General features: G+C 44.9%; 17 protein-coding genes and 4 pseudogenes. 4 read left to right on the top strand and 17 right to left on the bottom strand.

Annotated elements, in window-relative coordinates; all coding sequences use genetic code 11:
* Window positions 1–3 precede the first annotated feature (3 nt).
* Window positions 4–906, bottom strand: a complete 903-nt coding sequence (lipA, locus tag AC5V8P_RS05180) for a lipoyl synthase (RefSeq protein ID WP_063209602.1) — start codon at window positions 904–906, stop codon at window positions 4–6.
* A 247-nt stretch (window positions 907–1,153) separates the two neighbouring features.
* Here lipA and AC5V8P_RS05175 point away from each other — a divergent pair, with 247 nt between their 5' ends.
* Window positions 1,154–2,263 carry a M23 family metallopeptidase gene (locus AC5V8P_RS05175; protein WP_063209604.1) on the top strand — a complete coding sequence of 370 codons (1,110 nt, stop codon included), beginning with the start codon at window positions 1,154–1,156 and terminating at the stop codon, window positions 2,261–2,263.
* 33 nt (window positions 2,264–2,296) lie between these two features.
* On the opposite strand, the pseudogene yunB reads toward AC5V8P_RS05175, so the two are convergent.
* From yunB to AC5V8P_RS05120, 11 genes and pseudogenes are all read right to left on the bottom strand, one after another.
* A pseudogene (gene yunB, locus AC5V8P_RS05170) lies at window positions 2,297–3,047 on the bottom strand (sporulation protein YunB).
* 194 nt (window positions 3,048–3,241) lie between these two features.
* Entirely contained in the window at window positions 3,242–4,177 is a 936-nt protein-coding gene (locus tag AC5V8P_RS05165) for an aldo/keto reductase (RefSeq protein ID WP_064798015.1), read from the bottom strand.
* 90 nt (window positions 4,178–4,267) lie between these two features.
* The gene (locus AC5V8P_RS05160; protein ID WP_064798014.1) at window positions 4,268–4,957 is read right to left on the bottom strand and encodes a DNA alkylation repair protein; all 690 of its coding nucleotides are present in this window, start codon (window positions 4,955–4,957) and stop codon (window positions 4,268–4,270) included.
* Window positions 4,958–4,976: 19 nt separating this feature from the next.
* Window positions 4,977–5,594, bottom strand: a complete 618-nt coding sequence (locus tag AC5V8P_RS05155; protein WP_064798013.1) for a DNA-3-methyladenine glycosylase family protein — start codon at window positions 5,592–5,594, stop codon at window positions 4,977–4,979.
* Between the two features lie 62 nt (window positions 5,595–5,656).
* A complete protein-coding gene (locus AC5V8P_RS05150; RefSeq protein ID WP_064798012.1) occupies window positions 5,657–6,472 on the bottom strand; it encodes an SPL family radical SAM protein in 816 nt (271 codons plus the stop codon).
* Between the two features lie 15 nt (window positions 6,473–6,487).
* Window positions 6,488–7,027: a methylated-DNA--[protein]-cysteine S-methyltransferase gene (locus AC5V8P_RS05145; RefSeq protein WP_064798011.1), complete on the bottom strand. Its 540-nt coding sequence runs from the start codon at window positions 7,025–7,027 to the stop codon at window positions 6,488–6,490.
* A complete protein-coding gene (locus tag AC5V8P_RS05140; protein WP_064798010.1) occupies window positions 7,008–7,613 on the bottom strand; it encodes a bifunctional transcriptional activator/DNA repair enzyme AdaA in 606 nt (201 codons plus the stop codon). Before AC5V8P_RS05140 ends, AC5V8P_RS05145 begins: the two co-directional genes overlap by 20 nt.
* Before the next feature lie 137 nt (window positions 7,614–7,750).
* Window positions 7,751–9,181 (bottom strand): alanine/glycine:cation symporter family protein, encoded by a 1,431-nt coding sequence (locus AC5V8P_RS05135; protein WP_063209620.1) that lies wholly within the window; start codon window positions 9,179–9,181, stop codon window positions 7,751–7,753.
* A 220-nt stretch (window positions 9,182–9,401) separates the two neighbouring features.
* Window positions 9,402–11,291 carry a beta-glucoside-specific PTS transporter subunit IIABC gene (locus AC5V8P_RS05130; protein ID WP_064798009.1) on the bottom strand — a complete coding sequence of 630 codons (1,890 nt, stop codon included), beginning with the start codon at window positions 11,289–11,291 and terminating at the stop codon, window positions 9,402–9,404.
* 244 nt (window positions 11,292–11,535) lie between these two features.
* A complete protein-coding gene (licT, locus tag AC5V8P_RS05125; protein WP_063209624.1) occupies window positions 11,536–12,366 on the bottom strand; it encodes a BglG family transcription antiterminator LicT in 831 nt (276 codons plus the stop codon).
* 276 nt (window positions 12,367–12,642) lie between these two features.
* A complete protein-coding gene (locus tag AC5V8P_RS05120) occupies window positions 12,643–14,082 on the bottom strand; it encodes a 6-phospho-beta-glucosidase (RefSeq protein WP_064798008.1) in 1,440 nt (479 codons plus the stop codon).
* Window positions 14,083–14,540: 458 nt separating this feature from the next.
* On the opposite strand from AC5V8P_RS05120, the pseudogene AC5V8P_RS05115 reads away from it, so the two are divergent.
* The 3 pseudogenes from AC5V8P_RS05115 to AC5V8P_RS05105 all read left to right on the top strand — a co-directional run.
* Window positions 14,541–15,626, top strand: a pseudogene (locus AC5V8P_RS05115) (L-fucose/L-arabinose isomerase family protein); the annotation flags it as partial.
* Window positions 15,626–15,940: pseudogene (locus tag AC5V8P_RS05110) on the top strand (thiamine pyrophosphate-binding protein); the annotation flags it as partial. The pseudogenes AC5V8P_RS05115 and AC5V8P_RS05110, both read left to right, overlap by 1 nt.
* 2 nt (window positions 15,941–15,942) lie before the next feature.
* A pseudogene (locus AC5V8P_RS05105) lies at window positions 15,943–16,500 on the top strand (transketolase family protein); the annotation flags it as partial.
* 241 nt (window positions 16,501–16,741) lie between these two features.
* On the opposite strand, the gene AC5V8P_RS05100 reads toward AC5V8P_RS05105, so the two are convergent.
* The 5 genes from AC5V8P_RS05100 to AC5V8P_RS05080 form a co-directional block, all read right to left on the bottom strand.
* Window positions 16,742–17,218 carry an RNA polymerase sigma factor gene (locus AC5V8P_RS05100; protein ID WP_063209631.1) on the bottom strand — a complete coding sequence of 159 codons (477 nt, stop codon included), beginning with the start codon at window positions 17,216–17,218 and terminating at the stop codon, window positions 16,742–16,744.
* A gap of 312 nt (window positions 17,219–17,530) precedes the next feature.
* Window positions 17,531–18,745, bottom strand: coding sequence for an ABC transporter permease (locus tag AC5V8P_RS05095; protein WP_064798007.1), 1,215 nt, complete (start codon window positions 18,743–18,745; stop codon window positions 17,531–17,533).
* Window positions 18,742–19,479: an ABC transporter ATP-binding protein gene (locus AC5V8P_RS05090; protein ID WP_063209635.1), complete on the bottom strand. Its 738-nt coding sequence runs from the start codon at window positions 19,477–19,479 to the stop codon at window positions 18,742–18,744. The genes AC5V8P_RS05095 and AC5V8P_RS05090 overlap by 4 nt, the downstream gene beginning before the upstream one ends.
* A complete protein-coding gene (locus AC5V8P_RS05085; RefSeq protein ID WP_064798006.1) occupies window positions 19,476–20,936 on the bottom strand; it encodes an efflux RND transporter periplasmic adaptor subunit in 1,461 nt (486 codons plus the stop codon). Before AC5V8P_RS05085 ends, AC5V8P_RS05090 begins: the two co-directional genes overlap by 4 nt.
* Window positions 20,937–20,970: 34 nt before the next feature.
* Window positions 20,971–22,077: a TolC family protein gene (locus AC5V8P_RS05080; protein WP_064798005.1), complete on the bottom strand. Its 1,107-nt coding sequence runs from the start codon at window positions 22,075–22,077 to the stop codon at window positions 20,971–20,973.
* Window positions 22,078–22,423: the final 346 nt, after the last annotated feature.

The following is a 22,423-nucleotide window of genomic DNA, read 5'->3' as shown; positions in this document are numbered from 1 at the left end:
GGATCAAGCCTGCGAAAGGGCGCTTTCTTCCTTATGCTGAGCGGCCGACTTCACCTGCTCATGCGCTTGGTAGGAGCTGCGGACCATTGGACCGGATTCGACGTGGCTGAATCCTCGTTGTAATCCCTCTTCCTTTAACTTCGCAAAATCTTCCGGTGGATAATATTTTTGCACAAATAAATGTTTCTCGGACGGCTGCAAGTATTGACCAATTGTCATAATGTCACAATCGACTTTGCGCAGATCATCCATGGTTTGCAAGATTTCATCCCACTCTTCTCCGACACCTAACATGATGCTTGATTTCGTTGGAATAGCCGGATTTAATTGCTTTGCACGTTGAAGCAGTTCCAGAGAGCGGTGGTATTTTGCTTTAGCCCGAACCTTGTCGGACATGCGCTCCACCGTTTCAATATTATGATTCAAAATATCTGGCTTGGCATCCATGACGATTCGCAGCGACTCAAGGTCGCCCATAAAGTCGGGAATCAATACTTCTACACTGCAAAAAGGCAATCGGCGGCGAATCGCACGAACCGTTTCTGCAAATATGGTAGCGCCCCCGTCTTTCAAATCATCGCGGGCCACACTGGTTACGACACAGTGTTTTAAATTCATGTTCTCAGCCGCTTCCGCAACGCGTTCAGGCTCCTGCAAGTCCAGTTCCGTAGGCATTCCCGTATTTACTGCGCAAAAACGACACGCACGCGTACAAATATCACCCAAAATCATAAATGTAGCTGTCCTGTTGGCCCAGCATTCATATATATTAGGGCACCGTGCCTCCTCACATACGGTATGTAATGTCTTGGAACGCATCATGCTCTTGATTTCCTGATAGTTATCGCCTGTCGTAAGTTTAATACGAATCCAATCGGGCTTTGCTTCCTTCACTTTTTTAGACAATGAATAGACCTTCTTTCTGATAAGCTTAAGCTGTCATTGCCATACATTATAGCATGAAAGCCATGGAAAAACCTCCATTCATTGTTCCCTTTTTGATATGACATTGATGCCGAAAAAAGTAAACGCTTGAGATGGATAAAAGCGACCGAGATGGCTCAATCTAAGCAAAAGCGCCCTATTTACCCTATTGAACACGGGTCAAAAATTTTGCCGGGCGGTTAAACCCTGTTAGAGGAGGTTGGTTTACGTGCCTTACCCTACGCAGGCAGTCCGCGCTGTTCGTCTGTTATCGCTGCTATTATGTGCAGCTACCCTGACAACGGCCTGTCCGCTTCCTGCCCATGCCTTTGCCGAGCATACAAGGTCCTCGTCAGCCGGAAATAACCTGACAGCAACGAATCGGGATGCTTCACATGCTTCGTCTTCAATATATACGTCCAGACTTGCTTTATATCAATCCATCGAAGCCCTGACGGGAATCCCTTGGTATAGATTGGCTGCCATCGACCAGTATGAACGCACACTTACAGTGGCTCATCCCAAAGACCGCAAGCATGCAGAACGGATCATAGGTATTTTTGTAACGGGGCCGGTATGGTCCGGTCTGTTGAACCCTGATTCGGAGGACCAAAATCCACATTCCATTGAACTATTTTCCGGGCTGGGACAGGACGGCTCAGGCGATGGAATCGCCGACCGCAATAATGACAAGGATTTGCTGTTCAGCATTGCTTCTTATCTCGGTAAATATGGAAATAGCGAGGATGAATTTGGTATTGCCGTGTGGGAATATTACCATAACAGCCGCGCGGTTCAAAGAGTTCAGCAGTTTGCCAAGCTGTATCAGACGTATGGCAAGCTTGATTTGGTCAGACAAGCTTTTCCGCTCCCTCTAAGCAGCATTTATAGCTACCGCAGCACTTGGGGAAGCCGTCGCAGTTGGGGCGGTTACCGTATACATGAGGGCACTGATTTGTTTGCTGGCTATGGAGTTCCGGTTCGCAGCACTTGCTATGGTGTTGTTGAAATAAAGGGCTGGAATCCCTTCGGAGGCTGGCGAATCGGGATTCGTGATCTCAACAACCGCTATCACTACTATGCACACCTTTCCGGCTTTGATAAAAACGTTCATAACGGAGATATCGTTACGCCGGGTCAGACGGTTGGCTGGGTAGGAAGCTCGGGCTATGGAAAACCGGGTACCCAAGGCAAGTTTCCACCGCATCTGCATTATGGTATATACCGGGACAATGGCTGGACAGATTGGTCCTTTGATCCATATCCATTATTAAGACAGTGGGAGCAGAACGAACGTAAAGCACTCAAATCAGGAAAAACCAAAGGGGCCTCCTCGTAGGACACTTTGGTTTTTCCTGTTACCCCCTCTTCTTTATGGCGTTGAGGATTGATTAAGGGAGTTGGGGGCTTCCTGTATCTCTGGACCACTTTTCCATACTGGAATCTACAGCGCCGCTGCTCTCTATAGAATGAGAAGGCAATGCCAACTGTGGTGCGGTTCCTCCATTTTTGCCGACAGGCTTACCCTGATTGTCATAATAGTACATCGGGACGTTGCCCACCACCAGCAAATAAGAAACCGGGATTTCCGTCTCCACAATCTGAGGCTGCATCTCAAACGGTATGACCACAGACACTTCTGTCGTAATTCGAATGTACACTTCCACCAAGATCATATTGATGCCCGCGTCCTGCTGACGTGTATTTAAATCCACCTTGATTGCTCCATGTGGCTCCACCTTTAGGGGAACCTTGGGTCCATAAGCTGCCAGCAGCGGACTTCCCAATGCTTGCCCAATCGGAACACTCTCATCAAAATGACTCATACTATCCATCGTTGCCTTGACTGCTTTGAGCGTGTCTGACGTAATTCTCATATGCTCCGCATAATTTAGAACAAATCCAGAGGTTCTCCCTTGTGTATCCGTTCTCCATTCAATGAGGTTATCGGCAGTCTTCCCCTGCTCTACTTGTGCAGTAATGGCTGAATTAATAGCCTCTGTGGCCATTTGTTTGACCCGTACTTTGGCCAGGTGCATCATGGGCGGCTTCAAATGCTGTTCCACATAGGCAGCCATCTGTACAATTCCTACCAGCAGCGCCAACACCACAATGAGCCACATTCTGTGCCTGCCGCTACCGAGTCGTCTCCTGCCCGGTCTGCTGTACCATTGCGGTTTTCTATTCATTCTGATCCCCCCGCAGCGATGAGCTTACTTTAGAAGGATATGCCACACATAAACGAAAAAGAAGCCGCCCGTCCGGCAGCTCCTCATGGGGGAAACATATATTATTTCAACTGCGATCTAACTCACACTCATGATTGGAAAATGCGATCAATCTTTTCGATATCAGCCTGACTCAGTTGAACCTCCAACGTTTTCAGATTCGCCAGAACCTGCTCTGGTCCCTTTGCACCTGGAATGAGGGCATCGATCGAATCGCGGGTCAAATACCAAGCGAGCACCACATGAGCAACCTCTGCATTCAACGCATTGGCAATCTCACGTACCTGCTCTACTTTGTCCAAATTACGAGCAAAAGCTTCTCCCTGGAACAATGGATCTTTCGCTCTGATGTCCGTGAAGGTCATGTCTTTCGTATACTTACCACCTAGCAATCCCGAAGCTAGCGGGAAATAGGGCACAAACGAAATGCCATTTTGCTTGGTATAAGGCAGCAGATCCTTCTCAGCTTCCCGTTGCAACAAATTATAATGGGATTGAAGCACATCTACATAGCCGTCACTATTCGCATCCTTAAGTTGTTCAATGGAAAAGTTAGACACACCAATAGCTCTAATTTTGCCTTCATCCTTGAGCTTCTTCAGTTCTCCGACTGCTTCTGCCTTCGGCGTAGCTTCATCCGGGAAATGGATATAGAACAGATCAATATAATCTGTCTGTAATCTTTTCAGACTGGATTCGACGGATTCACGCAAAAAAGCAGGCGAGTTGTCAAAAACAACCTCTCCGTTCACAAATTTATGTGCTCCCTTGGTCGCAATGACCGCTTCATCACGTTGGCCGCGTTCCTTTAGCACCTCACCGATCAACCGCTCTGAGTGCTCAGGTCCATAAATAAAAGCCGTATCCAAAAAATTGATGCCGTTATCCAAAGCTGTGCGAACGACTTCTTTACCCGTTTCATTGTTCAAACCGGAAAAAAGATTATGACCTCCTACCTTATTCGCACCCAATCCGATGGGTCTTACATACAGATCTGTTTTGCCAAGACGCACTTGCTCTGCCAATTCACGTCATCTCCTTTTCGAAAGTTACTTCCATTTTATTATTAGATTCCAAAAAAAGCAAAGTACGCACCTGACTGATGGAGCCGCATCCTATTTTCTTTTTCGCTTCATACTACGAATGGTCGTTTTTGTGGCCTGATCCACCCGATATGATTCTGTGATTTTTTGCAGAGCCTTGTTGAAAGTAAAATCATCCAATGTGTTATGACTTAAATACGTCATCGTTACCTCTGGCAGCTTGATATAACAGATAGATATCGCCCAGGCTACCGCCATTTGTACATAATAATGTTCACGATGAGTCTGATCTAGCAAAGTAAGCACCCGGTTAATATACTGTTCCTCAACATAAAAATTCAGCAGCATCACCACACCAAACCGAATCTCATATTCTTTCTTGGAGAACAGATAGGGCTGAATAAACTCCCATACTCTTTCTTTATGTTGTTTAGTGATTTTCAATCCGGCACAGAAACTATCACATACGGACCAATTATCAATTTTAGGGACAAACTTGGCGGTATAACTCAAAACTTCCTCTATATCTGTTTTTACAGAGCCAATCACCATACCTTGCAGCATCACTTCTTCAAAGTGTTCACTTTCAGCGGTGTCCAGATAGAGACGCCAATCTCCTTTGGCAATATTTTGAGCCAGCTTACGCAGCACCGGCAGACGTACACCCAGCACATTATTAATCGTCGGAAGCAATGCAGCCGTGAATTTCTGAAAATCTGTATCTACATGGGACAGTATCTGTTCTCTGATGGTCTTCTCCATATTTCCCACTCCCTGTTTACTAACGAAATGAAATACTCCACAAATAAATGGAGGCCACTGAACCATAAGGCGAATACACTTGGCGATACTCCTCAAATTGCTGCTTGGTCAGTGTATCTAAATGGTACAACTTCATCATTCCCCGCCGAATAGCCATATCGCCCCAGCTGACGACGTCCGGACGTTCCAGGCAATTAATCAGCATCATCTCAGCTGTCCAAGGGCCTATCCCTTGCAGCGAGGATAATTTCTGGATCACCTGTGGATCGGAAAGCTCATACAATTCCTGTAAATCCAACAATCCCTGCTCGATCGTTTGGGCTATATTCAGGATACATGCAGCTTTTTTCATGGTGATGCCACAGCTTTGAATATCCTGAACCGTCTGCACAGCTAAATTCTGCGGAGTAATCGCGCCTAGTTTCTCCTGCATCCTTGCCCATATGGTCTGAACCGCCTTCGCCGAAATAAGCTGCCCCACAATGGCATGAACAAGCGCTGCAAACAGGTCGGGAATGATTACCCGTTCCACCTTGCCCATTTGCGTTATAGCGGTACCCAGTACGGTGTCTACCGTTTTCAGGTAATTGATTTCCTTTTCCCCATAGGCAAAGTTTTTGGTCATTACCGTTTCCATTTGTTCTCTCGCTCCCGCTTCTATAGTTCACTATTCATTAAATGACATAGACTGCTTTTCTATCAGGGTTCGAAGCCTTCTTTGCTCACATAGAGCTGTTCTTCAGGAAAAACATGAAGAAAACGCTCATAAACCGCCTTATAAGCGGCAGGGTGATACCATTGTTCCAGCCCCAATGACTCGTACAGCGCACCAATGTTCAAGCTGCGCGTCCGCCTTCCCTCGCTGCCGTCTCCCATAAAATAATCATCAATACAGACACGGTTGACCAGAGGCACGAGCTTGTCTGCAAAATGCTCACTGCTTGGCAGCATCGGAGCAATGGTAGCTTGCGTCGGTACACCTGCCTCTTTTAAAAGTTGCAGCGTTTGGAGACGAGCCTGGATAGGAGGAGCTTCCGGGGTGAAATGTTTTCGTATATCCTCGCGGTCTGTTTCTATCGTGATGCTCACACGCACACGTTCCTTCAATTGAAGCAATACGTCAATATCCCGTCGAACAAGCGGACTCCGTGTCTGAACAAACAGAAAATTCGGCGGATCTTCCACCATCACTTCCAGGAGAGATCGGGTCACCTCTTCTTTGTACTCGGCCGGCTGATAAGGATCCGTGCTTGACGACATAAAAATCGTGACTTTCCCTTTGGAGTTGGCCCTGCGAAGCTCCTTGCGAAGAATATCTGCTGCCTGTTTTTTAATATCAACCCATGTCCCCCAAGCTTCCTTCCGAAACGTAGAGACTGGCAATTGGCGTACATAGCAATACGAGCAACCAAAGGTGCAGCCGGTATACGGGTTCAACGAGTGCGTATAGCCTGACAAGAAGCCGGTCCCTTTATTCAAAAGAGTCTTGGGGGATTTATAATATTCATTTTTCATACCTAACCTCCCAGGCTACAAACGTACTGACTGTCGTGTACGATTTTTTTCTAGCTGCAATAGCTTGACCTTCATGTCCAGCCCCCCACGATACCCGGTCAAAGCTCCATTCTTACCAATGACCCGGTGACAAGGGATCGTGACCAAAATCGGATTAGCGCCGATGGCAGCACCTACCGCACGAACAGAGGACGGTTTGTGAATCGCATTGGCAATGTCTGAATAAGATTGTGTTTCCCCATACGGGATATTATACAGCGCGTTCCATACAGCCATTTGGAATGCAGTCCCATGAAAGTCAACAGGCAATGTAAAATGTATACGCTCTCCTTGGAAATATTCAATCAGCTCCTTGGCATAGGGCTGTAAAACGGTATCCTCTTCAACGAGAAGACTGCCGGGAAATCGACTTCCTGCCCATGCCATCAATTCCTCTACAGGTTGATTGAGTGAGCCAACATAACATAATCCTTCCGATGTGGCTGCCATATATAAATTCCAATCCTCATGTGCCAATAATGACCAATAGATCGTTTTATTCATTGGATATACCATGCTGTGTACCTCCATTTTGAGTTACTTTTGATTTGAGTTGACGATACTGCAACGGGGTGTAGCCTGTATTCTTTTTAAACAACGTAATAAAGTAAGGGGTATTGGACAGACCTACGTTCTCCCCGACTTCTGCCACAGATTGATGTGAGCAGGTGAGCAGCTTCTTTGCTTGTTCCAGTCTAGTACGCTGTATATATTCCATCGGAGTGACATGCATGATTCGCTTGAAGGTACGATGTAAATGATACGGACTTCCATGACTTATCTCTGCCAAAATGTGCAATGTTAGGTCCTTCATATAGTTCGAACTTACGTATTCCGCAACTCCTGCGATCCAGTCATGATCAGGCAACCGTTGTCCTGTCGGTTTACATCTTTTGCATGGACGAAACTGCGCAGCCAGAGCCTGCTCTGCTGATGTAAATATACGGATGTTCTCTCTTTTAGGAGGTCGGGATTTGCAGGAGGGGCGACAGAATATTCTTGTTGTTTTCACAGCGTACAAAAATACGCCGTCATAAGACTTGTCGTTTTCTACAATAGCTCTCCACCTGTCGTCTGTTATGGATAAATCGGATGTGCTCATGTTAATCCCCTCTCTTGGGCAATGCACCCTTCCTCATATCCAAATTATAAACTAATTAGTGAACATATGTACCCCTCTTGGAATGTAAAGGCAAGATAACGAAAAAAAGATGACTCCGCGCGGAGCCACCTTTGATTTTAGTGTGACCAGTAATCTGCATTTGAAATCCCTGCCTTCTTCGGATCAAATACCGGGTCTATCCCTTGCCTCCGTTGCCGTTCGTAATCCTTAAGCACCAGAAGCGCAGGCTTGGCCAGGAGGATCATAGCAATCAGATTCACCCACATCATAATACCGACCCCTATATCCCCCAGTGTCCACGCCAACGCAGATTCCTTGACAACCGTTCCATAGAATGTCGAACCCAGAATAACCAGCTTTAACAGGAACATAGGCCATTTGGCTTTACGATCGGCAATCAGGTAGGCCATATTCGTTTCAGCGATATAATAATAGGCGATAATGGTGGTAAAGGCGAAAAAGAACAATGTAATGGACAAAAGACTCGACCCAAAACCCGGAAATACCGATTCGATGGCAGCCTGTGTATATTGAGTTCCTTCTTCAACACCCGGAAGATGCTGCACAATATAGCCCCCACCTGGTCCCTTCACATTGTACATCCCTGTAAACAAGACCATGAAAGCCGTAGACGTACAGACTAAAAAGGTATCTACATATACAGAAAATGCTTGAACCAGTCCTTGCTTTGCCGGATGAGACACTTCTGCGGCGGCGGCTGGATGGGCACCAGAGCCTTGTCCTGCTTCATTCGAATAAATGCCTCGTTTTACCCCCCAGGCAATGGCTGTCCCTGCTATACCACCGAACACTGAATCGATACCGAAGGCACTGCGAAAAATAAGGGCAAATACATCGGGAAGCGCAGTAATGTTCGTCATCATAATATAGAAAGAGACAAGGATGTAGCCAAGTGCCATGAAGGGTATGACTACCTGTGCCACATTGGCAATTCTTTTTACACCACCAAATATGATAAGCGCCAGCAACACGACAACTACTATCCCGGAAACCTTCATATCCATACCAAACGAACTATGAAAAGCTACCGCAATCGAATTCGATTGAGTTCCCGGCAACAGTAAACACATAGCGACCAACGCTACAACTGCGAAAATAACCGCAAACCATTTTAAGCCTGTCCCTTTTTCAATATAAAAGGCCGGGCCGCCTCGATACTGACCATCACGCTTTACCTTATAGATCTGAGCCAGTGTAGATTCAACAAACGCAGTGGCCGATCCGATAAAAGCCATGACCCACATCCAAAATATTGCCCCGGGTCCCCCCATACCGACTGCCAGTGCAATCCCCGCAATATTCCCCGTTCCTACACGTCCTGATAACGCCATCGTAAAGGCCTGAAATGAGGATACACCTGCCTCAGAACTTTTCCCTTTAAAGACAAGGCGAATCATCTCTTTGAAATGTCTGATTTGCAGAAATCGAGTCATAATTGAAAATAATAGCCCCACGCTCAAACAGACATATACCACAGGATTGCTCCAAATGACGCCATTTACTGCCTCTGCCCACTTCTCTAACATTCCTTGCATTTCCCCCTGATCCATCAATTCATATTCAGTTAATGTTTTCAGAAAATTTTTCATATTTACAAGAAATTATAGATTAGTTTTTACAACCGTACAAGCTAATTTAATTGACATATTGTCAATTACAAATCGACTTATCTGCTACCTGAAAGGACGACAAAAAAGCTCTGAGGACCCAAAAAAGTGGATCGTCAGAGCTTGGTCTTTAAGAAATTCAGGCGATATCTTCTTGCACATTTGGAGCACTAGATAGTTTCAACAGCGGTGCCTGCTCCGCTATCTGCCCTTGAGAGATTGGGAGAATTTCCGTATATTCAGAAGAATTTGTGATGATAACCGGCGTAATCGTAGGATAACCCTCTGCTTTGATTTGCTCAACATCAAATTCGAGCAGCAGATCTCCCACTTTAACTTGATCGCCTTCTTTAATATAGGAAGTAAAATGTTTACCGTCCAGCTTAACCGTATCTACTCCGACGTGAATTAGAACTTCTGCGCCCTGATGCGAAACCACTGCCAACGCATGCTTTTTCTTGAACGCCACCGTAATGGTTCCATCGAACGGGGCTACGACTCTGCCTGTTGTCGGCTGGATGGCGATACCTTTACCCATAGCTTCTGATGCAAACGCAGGATCGGGAACCTCCGACAGAGCAACCACAGTTCCTTCAATCGGGCTTAGTACCTCTTCATTAGAAACCGCAACTGTAGAAGTCGACTCTTTAGTCGAATTGTTAGTGGTTTCTTCCTCTTCAACTGGATCTTCGAAGCCTAAAATATAAGTCAAGATAGCTGAAACCAAAAATGAAACGGTAATCCCTAAAATCAATCCCGGGAAGCCTTGTCCACCAGGACCGTAAAAGATCGGCAAGGTCAGCAAGCCAGGTGCGCCAGAGGCAAATGCTTGCGTCCCAGCTTGGCCAATAATGGCACCACCAACAGCACCGCCGATAACACCGGCAATAAACGGGCGCTTCAGCGGAAGCGTAACCCCATAGACCGCTGGCTCTGTGATTCCGAACAACGCAGTAAGTGTAGCAGAACCTGCCAGCGTTTTCAGCTTTTTATTTTTCGTTTTCAGCATGACACCAAACGCTGCGCCGGTTTGAGCAAAGATGGAAGCCGCAGCAGAAGGCTTAATACCGTCTCTGCCGTTAACAGCAATGTTATTAATAAATACAGGTACAAGACCCCAGTGAACACCGAAAATAACGAGCAACTGCCAGCAAGCACCAAGAATTGCTCCAGCCAGCAGCGGACTAAAGCTGAACGCAGCAACGAGCGCGGTAGCGATTGCGTTGCCCACATACACCCCGACTGGACCAAAAACCATCAGGGTCAGAGGAAGCATAATTACAAGTAGAATCAAAGGTGTAATAAAGTTTTTGACGCTCTCATGGATCAGTCGATTGCACCATTTTTCCAGCTTACTCATGACAATAACGGCTAAAATAATTGGAATAACGGTCGATGAATAACTCATCATCACAATAGGAATACCGAAAAAGTCGGTTGCGGTACCTTCTGTTTTCAGCGTAACAATCGTCGGGTACAGCAGCCCTCCGGCAATGGTCAAAGCAACGAAGATATTACCTCCGAATTTCCGTGCAGTTGTAACCGCTAACAAGAGCGGAAGGAAATAAAACAAGCTGTCAGCCGCAGCATACAAAATCATATAAGTAGTGTCTTTCGGAACCAGCCAGCCGAGGTTGCTCGCAATCAGCAGCAGACCTTTCAAGATACCGGACCCCGCCATCACCCCGAGCAACGGTGCGAAAATACTGGAAATCACGTCGATTACAGCGCCAAACCCTTTCTTGCCTTTAGCTGAATTCTCTTCTTTTCCAGTTTCATTCAAAATATTGGATACTTGGCCGATGGCATTATATACTTCTGGTACTTTGTTGCCGACCACAACCTGGAACTGGCCACCGTTTTGCTTGACCGTAATAATTCCATCGGTTTTCTCCAGCTTTGCCTTATCTGCTTTCGCCTCATCTTTTAGCACAAAACGCAGGCGCGTAGCGCAATGTACAAGCGATACTACATTTTTTTCGCCGCCTACCAGGTGCACAATTTCTTTAGCCAGTTTTTCATAACTCATGATGGACACCTCCATGTTCTAAGGGGCTTTTTACATATTTAGGCACACAAAAAACCTAAGCCTTGAAAAATGGTGGGCATTTGAGTCCCGCAATTTTTCATGACTTAGGTTTTGCCTGCATAACCAGTAACAATCCCAGTTAAAACTTATTAAATTCCTGTTACTCACATAATACATTTAATATACCAAATTTGTCAATAAAACATTTAAATATATATTTTTAGTTTTTTTCTGAAAAGTTCACTTATCTGTTCACCACTCGTTCAATATGCACGGTTAAATACAGCTTTTCTTCGTTCGTCAATTCGTGACCGTACTCTTTTTTTACAAAGGTTCCGATTTTTTCTGTACAAGCGGCTGCTTCCTTGTGCTTTTCCTTAATCATGTCATACAAATGGTCATAGTTATTTTCATAGTGATTTCCCTTAAATACGCGCTGGGCGAAAAATTTCAGATGCGTAATAAAGCGGAAATAACTCAAAGAATCCTCGTCAAAATCCACCTTAAAATGGTACTTGGCGATATTGATAATTTGCTGGATGAACTTCGTAATACTCATGGTCGTAATGACTTCCTCATTCATTTCAGCATTCACGATGTGAAGGGCAATATAAGCTGCTTCATCCACAGGCAGTTCAATATCGAGCTTTTGCTTGATTTGTTCCAGCGTTCTCAGACCAATCGCGAATTCTTCTTTGTATAGCTGCTTGATTTCCCACAATAATGCGTTTTTAATTTCTAGACCTTCCCGGTACCTTTCGATAGCAAAATTGATATGATCGGTCAGAGATACATAAATATTTTCGTTCAGCTTTCTGTTCAGATTATGCTTGGCGTCATTAATGACTTCCTCCACGATCACGATCAAATCCAGCGGTACCTCGCGCAGCAGCATTTTGAAATTATCGGATGTCTGCTTGTTTTTCAGCGCAAATACCTTCTGAATTCTGGTTTCATCTACTTTGTCTCCAGGTTTTTTCTTAAAAGCAATCCCCCGGCCCATGACCACAAGTTCTGTACCGTCCGTCTGGTAGACACTAATTACATTGTTGTTGATGACCTTTGCTATATTCATCTCGATCCCCCGTTCCCTATGCCAGCAAGAGCCACTCATTGCTCCATCTTGTTTATTGCAAACAAAAAAAACCGAAGCACGCCAAATAAACTAGAGTGTAAAACTCGCTTATTCGTGGCTTAGGTTTTGCCTGCTATGCAGTAACAATCCTAAAAATGATGGAATTGCGTCAAGTATAGCCCGAAAAGGAACGATTGTCAACGCTTTCAATCAAGAAACGAAGATCGGAAATCCCTATGGGTTCGGGACATCCGATCCTATTTTCTTGTCTTATGATTATTCGCCGAGATTTTCGCCGTCGGAATGAATTACCTTTTTGTACCAGTGAAAGCTTTTCTTTTTAATACGCTTCAACGAACCGTTGCCTTCGTTGTCACGGTCAACATAAATATAACCATAGCGTTTTTTCATCTCTCCGGAGGAAGCGCTGACAATGTCAATCGGTCCCCAGCTGGTGTAACCGATAATTTCGACTCCGTCCTGAAGAGCCTCACCCATTTCGGCAATATGCCGCTTGAGATAGTCGATTCGGTAATCGTCATTCACTTCCCCTTCAGGTGAAACCACGTCATTGGCACCAAAGCCATTTTCCACTACGAAAAGAGGCTTTTGGTAGCGATCATGTAATTGGTTGGCTGTGATGCGGAATCCTTTTGGATCGATCGTCCAGCCCCATTCAGACTTGTCTAAATATGGATTAGCCACGGAGCCGAATACATTACCGCTGGTCATATTTTTAACAACTTCTGGATCTGTGCTAGTTGTCCGGCTTGAATAATAGCTAAATCCGATGTAATCCACGGTATGATCTTTCAAAATGGCTGCGTCGCCCGATTCCATCTCGATGTTTAACCCGTGATCCTTGAAGAAGCGCTTCGCATAACCAGGATATTCGCCGCGTGACTGTACATCAATGAAGAAGTAGGATTCGCGGTCTTTTTCCATCCCCTGATACACATCTTCCGGATTACACGTATACGGATAGAAGCTGCCAGCAGCAAGCATACAGCCAATTTTCGCATCTGGAATGATCTCGTGACATGCCTTCACCGCCAGCGCACTTGCCACAAGCTGATGATGCGCCGCCTGGTACTGAATTTGTTTAACGTTTTCACCTTCTTGAAATACAAGCCCGGCACCAAGAAACGGCAAATGAAGCAGCATGTTAATCTCATTAAATGTCATCCAGTATTTTACTTTATCCTGGTAACGAGTGAATACAGTTTGGGCATAGGTTTCAAACAAACTTACCAGTTTCCGGCTGCGCCAGCTTCCATATTTCTCGATCAGGGCTACTGGTACGTCAAAATGAGCAAGGGTCACAACCGGCTGAATGCCATGTTTATGCAATTCGTCAAATAAATCATCGTAAAATTGCAGCCCTGCTTCATTGGGAACAGCATCTTCTCCAGTTGGAAAAATACGAGCCCAGGCAATGGAAACACGCAGTGCCTTGAAACCCATTTCCGCAAATAGTGCAATATCCTCGCGATAGCGGTGATAGAAGTCAATGGCTTCGTGGGAAGGGTAGAATTCGCTTTCAAGTGGAGTCAGCGAAGGAACATTCCCTTTCATTATGCCTCTTCTCTTCTCTCCGGTAGGCAGCAGATCCACCAGACTCAATCCTTTACCGTCTTCCAAATAAGCGCCCTCAGCCTGGTTGGCAGCAAGAGCACCGCCCCATAAAAAGTCTTTAGGAAAAACATAGCTGGACATAAAAGTTCTCCTTCCAAATGTGTAATAAAAGGGAACCAATAAGGGGGTGAATAATAAAAAAACCCAAACCAGCCTGATTACACTTGTATGTGCAAACAAGCCGATTCAGGTTATGCCCTATCGGTAACATCCCATGAAAAGGTTATTCATATTTGATTGAAACTCTAACAAAGATTTAGGAACCTGTCAAATTCAATGGATATGATAATTGCGAATATCTGATCATAAAGGAGAATCATATATACGTTATTCACTCTAAATAACATATATATTTTTAGTTTATTTTCGCGAAATAACTAAACTAAAACAACTAGTTTTTATAAACAAGCTAATTGACAGCGGTTTATAGAGGTGATACGATGGCTTTGAAAATAAAATAACATATAATTCATCTACTTTAGTTTAGTTTTTTTATATGAATTTTAGTTTATTTACTTCTAGTACAAGGAGAGTTATTCATGAAAAAGCTGAAACTGGGTTATGCGCCTACTCGACGTTTTACCTTCAGTGCTGAGGATGCCTTCCGCTATAAAGTTGCCATTCGCCAACAAATCGAGAGCTTCGGGATGAACATTGACATCGTGGATTTGGAAGGACTTAATGAAGAAGGTTTGTTGTATGACGATCATATTAACGCTGATTTGATTATTAAACGTTTCAAGGAAGAGGAAGTAGACGCTGTTTTCTTCCCCCACTGCAATTTTGGTACCGAGGATACGGTTGCCCGTGTGGGCAAGGCGATTGGCAAGCCGGTTCTATTGTGGGGTCCACGTGATGAGGCTCCTCTAGCCGACGGGATGAGATTGCGGGATACCCAGTGTGGATTGTTCGCCAGCGGAAAAGTGCTTCGCCGCTTTAATGTCCCTTTTACCTATATCACAAACAGTCGTGTAGCTGATCCGGTATTTGAACGAGGTTTTAACAACTTTATCTCGGCTACCAATGTAGTACGATAGTTCAAAAGTTTACGGATTCTCCAAATAGGTCCTCGTCCTGCTTCCTTTTGGACCATGATCTGCAATGAAGGAGAACTGCTGGAGCGATTCGGTATTGAAATTCATCCAATTACGCTAGTAGATATTCAGCTCCGTTCAAAGAAAATTTCATCCGGGAGCAGTGCTGAGCTTTCAGAAGCGATGGATTATATCAAAGAGAAGCTGGATTACAGTGAAGTCACCGAAGAAGATATCAGACGCATCGCAGCCCTTAAAGTAGCCATGAAATCCTACGCTATCGAAACGGGAAGCACAGCCATCGCCATCCAATGCTGGTCCTCCCTCCAGGAAGCCATGGGAATTATGCCTTGTCTGGCAAATGCCATTTTGACAGATGAACAGATTCCGGTCACCTGTGAAACTGATATTCACGGAGCAATTACTTCGGTTATGGTACAAGCGGCTGCAATGAACGAGCTCCCTACTTTTTTTGCTGATATTACGGTACGTCACCCTGAAAACGAAAATGGGGAGCTTCTTTTCCACTGCGGAAATTTTCCGGTTTCCATGTCTATTGAGAACAAACCTAAACTGCGCAAGCACTTCCTGTGCTCACTATTATTCATCGTGCCAAAACAGGGCATACAGGAGGTTCATTGAGCAATACTGCCAGCAAAGGACATTCCGTCGAATCCTTATGGTGTATTCTGGCTGACCTTGGTTTCTTCCCTAAAGAGGAACTGGAAACCTATAGCCAATTTGGTACCCGTCTGATTGGACATCCAAACAATAAAGTTCCTGGTATAGAGATGAATACAGGCGCATTGGGCCATGGCCTCCCCATCTCCGTCGGCATGGCACTGGCTGCCAAGCGTGACGGACGATCCTACCGTGTATTCTGTCTAATGGGTGACGGGGAGCAAACGGCGCACTGGGGATGTCCCATCACTCTGTCCAGGATATTGCTGTAGCCCGAGCGATTCCTGGTTTGATGGTCTTACTCCCCGCCGATCGTCATGAAACCAAAAAAATGACCGAAGCGCTGGTTCAGCATGAAGGAGGCGCATATGTACGAATCGGACGTAATGCGGTTGAGGATGTCTATCCGTCCGATAATTACCCATTTGAGATTGGAAAAGCTGTCACCTTACAAGAAGGATCAGACATTACCCTGATTGGCACAGGTGAGACGGTCCGTATCATTCTGGATGCAGCTGCGTTGCTCCAGCAGATGGGTGTGAAAGCTCGTGTTCTCAATATACACACCATCAAGCCACTTGATGAGGAAGCGATCATCGCCGCAGCCCGGGAAACGGGAGGTATTGTCACCGTGGAGGAGCATAGTGTATTCGGAGGCTTGGGTGCTGCTGTAGCAGAAGTGGTGGTTCAACATCAACCCGTTCCTATGAAAGTGCTAGGCATACCGGATGAACCGGCGATTGCCGGCAAAACAGCTGAGGTCTTTGAACATTATGGACTTACCCGCCTTTCGGCACCCCTATCTTTGCTCTGGGCTTCATCGAGGACAGTTGGAAGAGTGCTGGACAAGCAGGCTCTGAAGAAGGAACACGAAGCGCAAGCACAATTGGAAAAGCAAGCAAGTGAAGCCACAGCAAATCCCGTGATCCTATAATAGAAAAAAGGCAGAAGCGGCGGACGGATATACAGTCGCCGTTTCTGCCTTTGCAATCGTTAGGAGAAGAAGCATTGGGTACAACTAATGTCTAGGAGATATATCTCAACTTAATACGTTGGGAAGCTCTGTGAAGTGAAGACTTCACTGCATTTTCACTCTTATTTAAAATTCTAGCCGTTTCCTTTATAGAGTATCCTTGGACTACACGCAATTTAAGTACCGTTCTTTGTTCCGTGTTACTTGCCAGCAAAAGAATTCGGTTAACCTCCTCCTGAATTTCTAAATCGAAGGTATCCCAGTGACCGTAGACCTGCTCCTTACGTAAAATATAGTCCTCCATCTTTTTTCGTTTTCTTATGACATCTATAGCTAAATTCTTAGCAATTCTCATAAGATAAAATCGAATACGGTCTTCTGGCAAATCAGGCGAAGCTCTTATAAACCGAACAAAGCACTCATGCAGCAAATCTTCGGCATCCTGTTTGTTATGCAATATCCTCAATAGATAGCCAAAGAGATCTGATTTGCAAGATACATATAGATCCTCTAATTCTTTAATATCCATATTATTGCTAATCCCCTCTGTTTTAATTGGAATTGGTACGTTACTTGATCGTCTTAAATTCATATCCCTGTTTTTTTAAATAGCTAATGATTTTAATGCATGAGTACCACTGCTTTTTCTCTATTCCCCATATTCCTCATGAATTCGCCAATTAATTGTTCAGCATTTTTAGGTGCACCTTCTGCATCTTCAGCACCCGAAACATTTTGTAGAGAAGATTCGTTCTCTTTGGATTTGTTATTTAGTTTGTCGTTGTTCCTCCAAAATCTAGAAGCAGTTCACGTTTTATGTTGCGACCATCTGCCTATTCAATTATTCGTATCTCAATGCATCTATTGGCTTTAATCTTGCTGCTTTATAAGCCGGGTATACCCCAAATAGAATACCTGTGCCTGCAGAGCTAAGAAACGAGTATAGGATCGGCGAGATTGTAAATTCAATAGTCATGTGTGTCGTTGCTTCGATAATTTTGGAGGCGCCTATGCCTGTAACAACCCCGAGCATTCCCCCCAGCAGACCAAAAATGACGGCTTCGGACAGGAATTGAACCATAATATCTCTCGGTTTGGCACCGATGGCTTTTCGAATGCCGATTTCTTTCGTACGCTCTATAACCGATACCATCATAATATTCATAATTCCAATTCCCCCAACCACGAGCGAGATCGCCGCTACACCTCCCAGCAAGCTGGTCATAATATTATCTACACCGGATGCTGCACCTGCTGCTTCGGACAGGCTCATCACTTGAAATTGATCCGGTTCTGAAGGTTTTAGCTGATGTGTCACACGCAAGCTTTCCAATATGTCTGATTGAGCCTGGTTCATCAAGCCCGGTGACTTAGCGGATACCTCCAGACCAGTAATGTTTTTCTCCCCCAGACGGTTCATCATGGTTGTAGCCGGGATATAAATTTGATCATTTGTACTGTAGCTAAACTTCGAAACAGGCTGAGGATTCAATACTCCGATCACTTTGAAAGGGATCTGCTTGATTTGAATCGTTCGTCCCAATACGCCTTTGGTATCTCCACCAAAAAGACGTACAACCGCTTGGCTTTCCAGAATGGCAACATTCCTACGTTTATCCATCTCATCGTTGGTAAATGTTCTACCCTCGGCAAAGGAAAACTTTTCGGTCTTATAAAATGAAGCAGATGTCCCTACAATGGTTGCATTATAGTTATATCGACCCCATGCAGCTTTTGAACTGCTTGAAATACGGGGCATCATTGCTGCAATCGAACTCTTTTGTTCCAATGCCTCGACATCTGTCCACGTAAATGAGGGCAAGGTGTCCTGATTTATTTCTTCCTCGGTCATTGGCATGACGGGAGCAACCATAAGCACGTTATTCCCTAATTTATTGATTTCCTCCTTAATACTGGCCTTTGAACCATTCCCGATGGCCATAATGGCAATCACCGCTGCCACTCCGATAATAATACCGAGTATCGTTAAAAATGAGCGCATCTTGTTGGTAGTTAAGCTATTCATCGATACACGGATCGTTTCCATCAAATTCATAGACTTACCACCCTTGATGAAATTCGTCTATTCTTAATCGGCTCATCTCGCTCAATGTTACCATCCCGAAAGCTGATCAATCGTTTGGCATATTCCGCTATCTCCAGCTCATGAGTAACCAGAACAATAGTTTTTCCTTGCTCATTCAAGCCTTGGAACAGCTCCATAATCTCGATGCTCGTCTTCGTGTCCAGTGCGCCCGTAGGCTCATCTGCCAGCAGAATGACAGGATGATTCACCAAGGCTCGGGCGATGGAAACCCGCTGCTGCTGACCGCCAGAGAGCTCATTAGGCTTGTTATACATCCGTTCTGCAAGACCCACCATCCGAAGCGCTGCTATAGCTCTTTCCCGACGCTCCTTAGCAGGAACACCTGCATACATCATAGGCAGCTCCACATTTGCTAAAGCTGTAGTACGAGGCAGCAGATAAAATTTCTGAAATACAAAACCTAGCTTCTCATTTCTAATCTCCGAAAGTTCATTTTCACGAGCATCTAATATGGAATATCCATCCAGATAGTATTTACCCGTATCCGGATGATCCAGGCAACCAATGACATTCATCATGGTGGACTTGCCTGAACCAGAGGGCCCCATGATAGCCACAAACTCACCTTCGTTAATAGATAAGTTCACACTGCGTAGAGCCTGAATCTCCTGACCGCCTACTTCATATCTTTTTTTCAATTCTTTAATTTCAATCACGGTTTTATTGGATTGCGTTTCGCTCATTGTGCCTGCCCCCCTCCACTGCCATTCGGGTCAGCACTGCTGTTCTGAGGAGGAATCACAATGGTTTCACCTTCTTTGACACCGGACTTGATTTCGGCCTGATCCGCTGTATACACACCCAGTTTCACCGGTCTAAACTCATAATCCGCCGGATTCGCCGCGTTCTTCGCCACATATACTCCATCCACACCGCCCTCAGACCTCAAGGCAAACAACGGCACAGACAGCGCATTTTTGTGTTCAGCTAACAGTAGGGATACATCCATATTCATCCCCGGTTGCAGCCTTATGTTTTGGCTATCCAAAGACAATTCAATTTTGTATGTAGTCACATTGGCTTCCGTCACCGGCTCTGGTGAAACAAAGCGTACTTCGCCTTTAAATGGTTTGTCTGGGAATGAATTCGAGTGCATTGTCGCCTGAAGTCCAGTCTTCAATTTAGCAATATCACTTTCGTTCACCTTGGCAAGAACCTTCATAACCCCTGTGTTGGAGTTATTCATGACAATAAAAGGTGCAGTAGGACTAGTGCCTACATCGCCGTTGACCTTCAAAATGATTCCGTCCCACGGCGCCGTAACCTGCAATTTACTCAAAACACTTTTCTTCTGCTCTAGTGCCGTTTCAGCCTGCAATAAAGAAGCTTGTGCAGATTGGATGTTGGAAACTTCAGGCGGGGACTGGGCAGCCTTTAATTGTATTAATGCTGTTTTATAGCCCATTTCCGCCTCTTCGATCGCCTCAGTTTGCTTGATCTGTGCCTTCTTGTATTGCAGCTCCACATTGCTCATATCCAGTTTTGCCTTGTCCAGATTTTGCTTGGCTGTCGCCAGGTCACTTTCTGCAGCCGCATCATTCTGAACCAGATAAGCCTGGTCATCATAATCCTTTTGGGCTTTATCCAAAGTCACCTTGGCTGCCTCCTTTTGTGCCGTGGCTTCCTCTAGCTCCATATCGTTCTTGGCTGTTTTAATCGCCATCTGCGCCTTTAATACATTGGCTTTCTGTAGCTCGATATCATTGGGCTTGGGTCCGCGCTTGGCTTCCTCCAGCTTGGCTCTTGCAATCGCGACATTGGATTCGGCATCCTTAATTTGCAGCCTGGCGTCCGAATCATCTAATCGTGCTAGCACCTGACCTGCTTTAACGCTATCCCCTGCTTTGACATTGACAGCGATGAGCTTGGCACCCTCGACATTTGTAAAATTAATATTTACTTCCTTGGATGCCTGCACGGTTCCAGTCACGGCAAGCGACTCAGTTATGTTAGCTTTCTGTACCTGTACCACCTGATTCGCCAGAGCCTCCACAGGTTTTTCCTGATCCCTTTTCATGTAGAGCGTACCGCCAATTCCCGCTATAATGAGCAAGACCAGAATACCTATGCTCCTTTTCACTCTTCTTTTTTTTCTTAATACTTGTAATGAATCTTTATCTTTCTTTTCTGTTTCCGACAATGTTATATCCCCTTAAAATGTATTTTTTTAAATCCTAAACGCTCCACGGCTTGTTTAAAGTATGTTGCAGCAGCGTCATTTGAACAACGAGCTCATCCATATTCCGTTCAATTTGCTTTACTTTCAACTGATTCGTAGCGACCTCCGTGCCCGTAGCAAATCCACGTTCCTTTCTTTTGCGAGAAATGTCCAACACTTTATTAAGGTTCTGTAGATTACTTCGCATTTGCTCGTATTGTTCTTCATTTTGCTGTAAGTTAAAGTACATACTCTTCAGTGTTTCTGCTAGTTGTTCCTTGGTATTTTCCAGACCGCTTTGTGCTGAATCTACATCTATCTGTTTAATTTCATAGTCATCCGCTCCCGAGTTCCAGGTGTAATATTTAATTTCCATTTTGGCCAGCTTGACAGCCTCTTCCTGTCTCCATACTGAAGGACTCGCTGAGATGGCGCGCGACACCAGTGTATCCAGATTTATGTTATCCATCTTCCGGTAAACGGGTCGATCCACCAGTTCATATAACATTCCTTGGGGCTGTCCCATTTGTGTATTAAGCGAATCTAGCGCTTTTTGCAGCGCAGCTTTTGCAATGTCTACATTTTTTTGAGCCTCTATACGAGTCTGAATAATCGTACTTCGATCACCTGGAGAAATTTTTCCACGATTGGCCTTCGCTTCAGCAGCTTTTTCTTCCAATTGCGCGAGCAAAAGTGCATCCTCACTATTCTTGACTTTGTTATCAGCCAGAAGTACGTCATAATAGTTTTTCATGGCAGTGTAGTCTGTCTGATCTTGGGCAAGTTCGATTTGCTTTTTGGATTCCAAATAAGAAACTGTCGATGAGGCATACCCCTTCCATGCTGAACTACTAGCCGCATCTTCTTCACTGTTGCCTTGACCTGCCGGAATGAAATCCAGATTCTTGCCTGCATTTTTCAGCATAATTCGGTTACGATCTATCGTTTGCTGGGCTTCCTTCAAGTTAAAGCTATTGGATCGTGCCCATTGCTGGGCTTGATTCAGTGTTAATTTCACACTTGCTTTGCTAACCTGCTGCGCCTCCTCTGCTTGAACAAAGGACTCTAATAAAGAACTAGCCGACAAGGCGAGCAGCAATAAAATGAACATACGTTTTTTCATAGATATCCCCACTTTAAAAATATGGTAACGACTAAAATAAGTTCATCAATAAGTTGTTATATGAATTATATGTTTTCTTCTGTATCCCACTTGAGACCTTACCTTCTATTCGGTGCAAAATTCCAGAAAGGAGGAACACCGTCCTGCCCTTCTGCAACTTTTCACACACAACGTACCGTTCCTTATAGTATCTTTAAATCTAATTGACGAAGATACAGAGAACGTACAATAAGAAAGGAAAGAAATTGGATGGCCCAGAAACACAGCATAATCTGAATCAGCGTAAAATGAACGGGTACTCCATATGTTCCAGACGGTTCTGACATCACTATACAAAGGACTATCC

The organism is Paenibacillus sp. N119s (genome assembly GCF_059447605.1).
The sequence above is the reverse complement of the archived record's forward strand: the minus strand, read 5'-3'. Positions and strand labels throughout refer to the sequence as shown.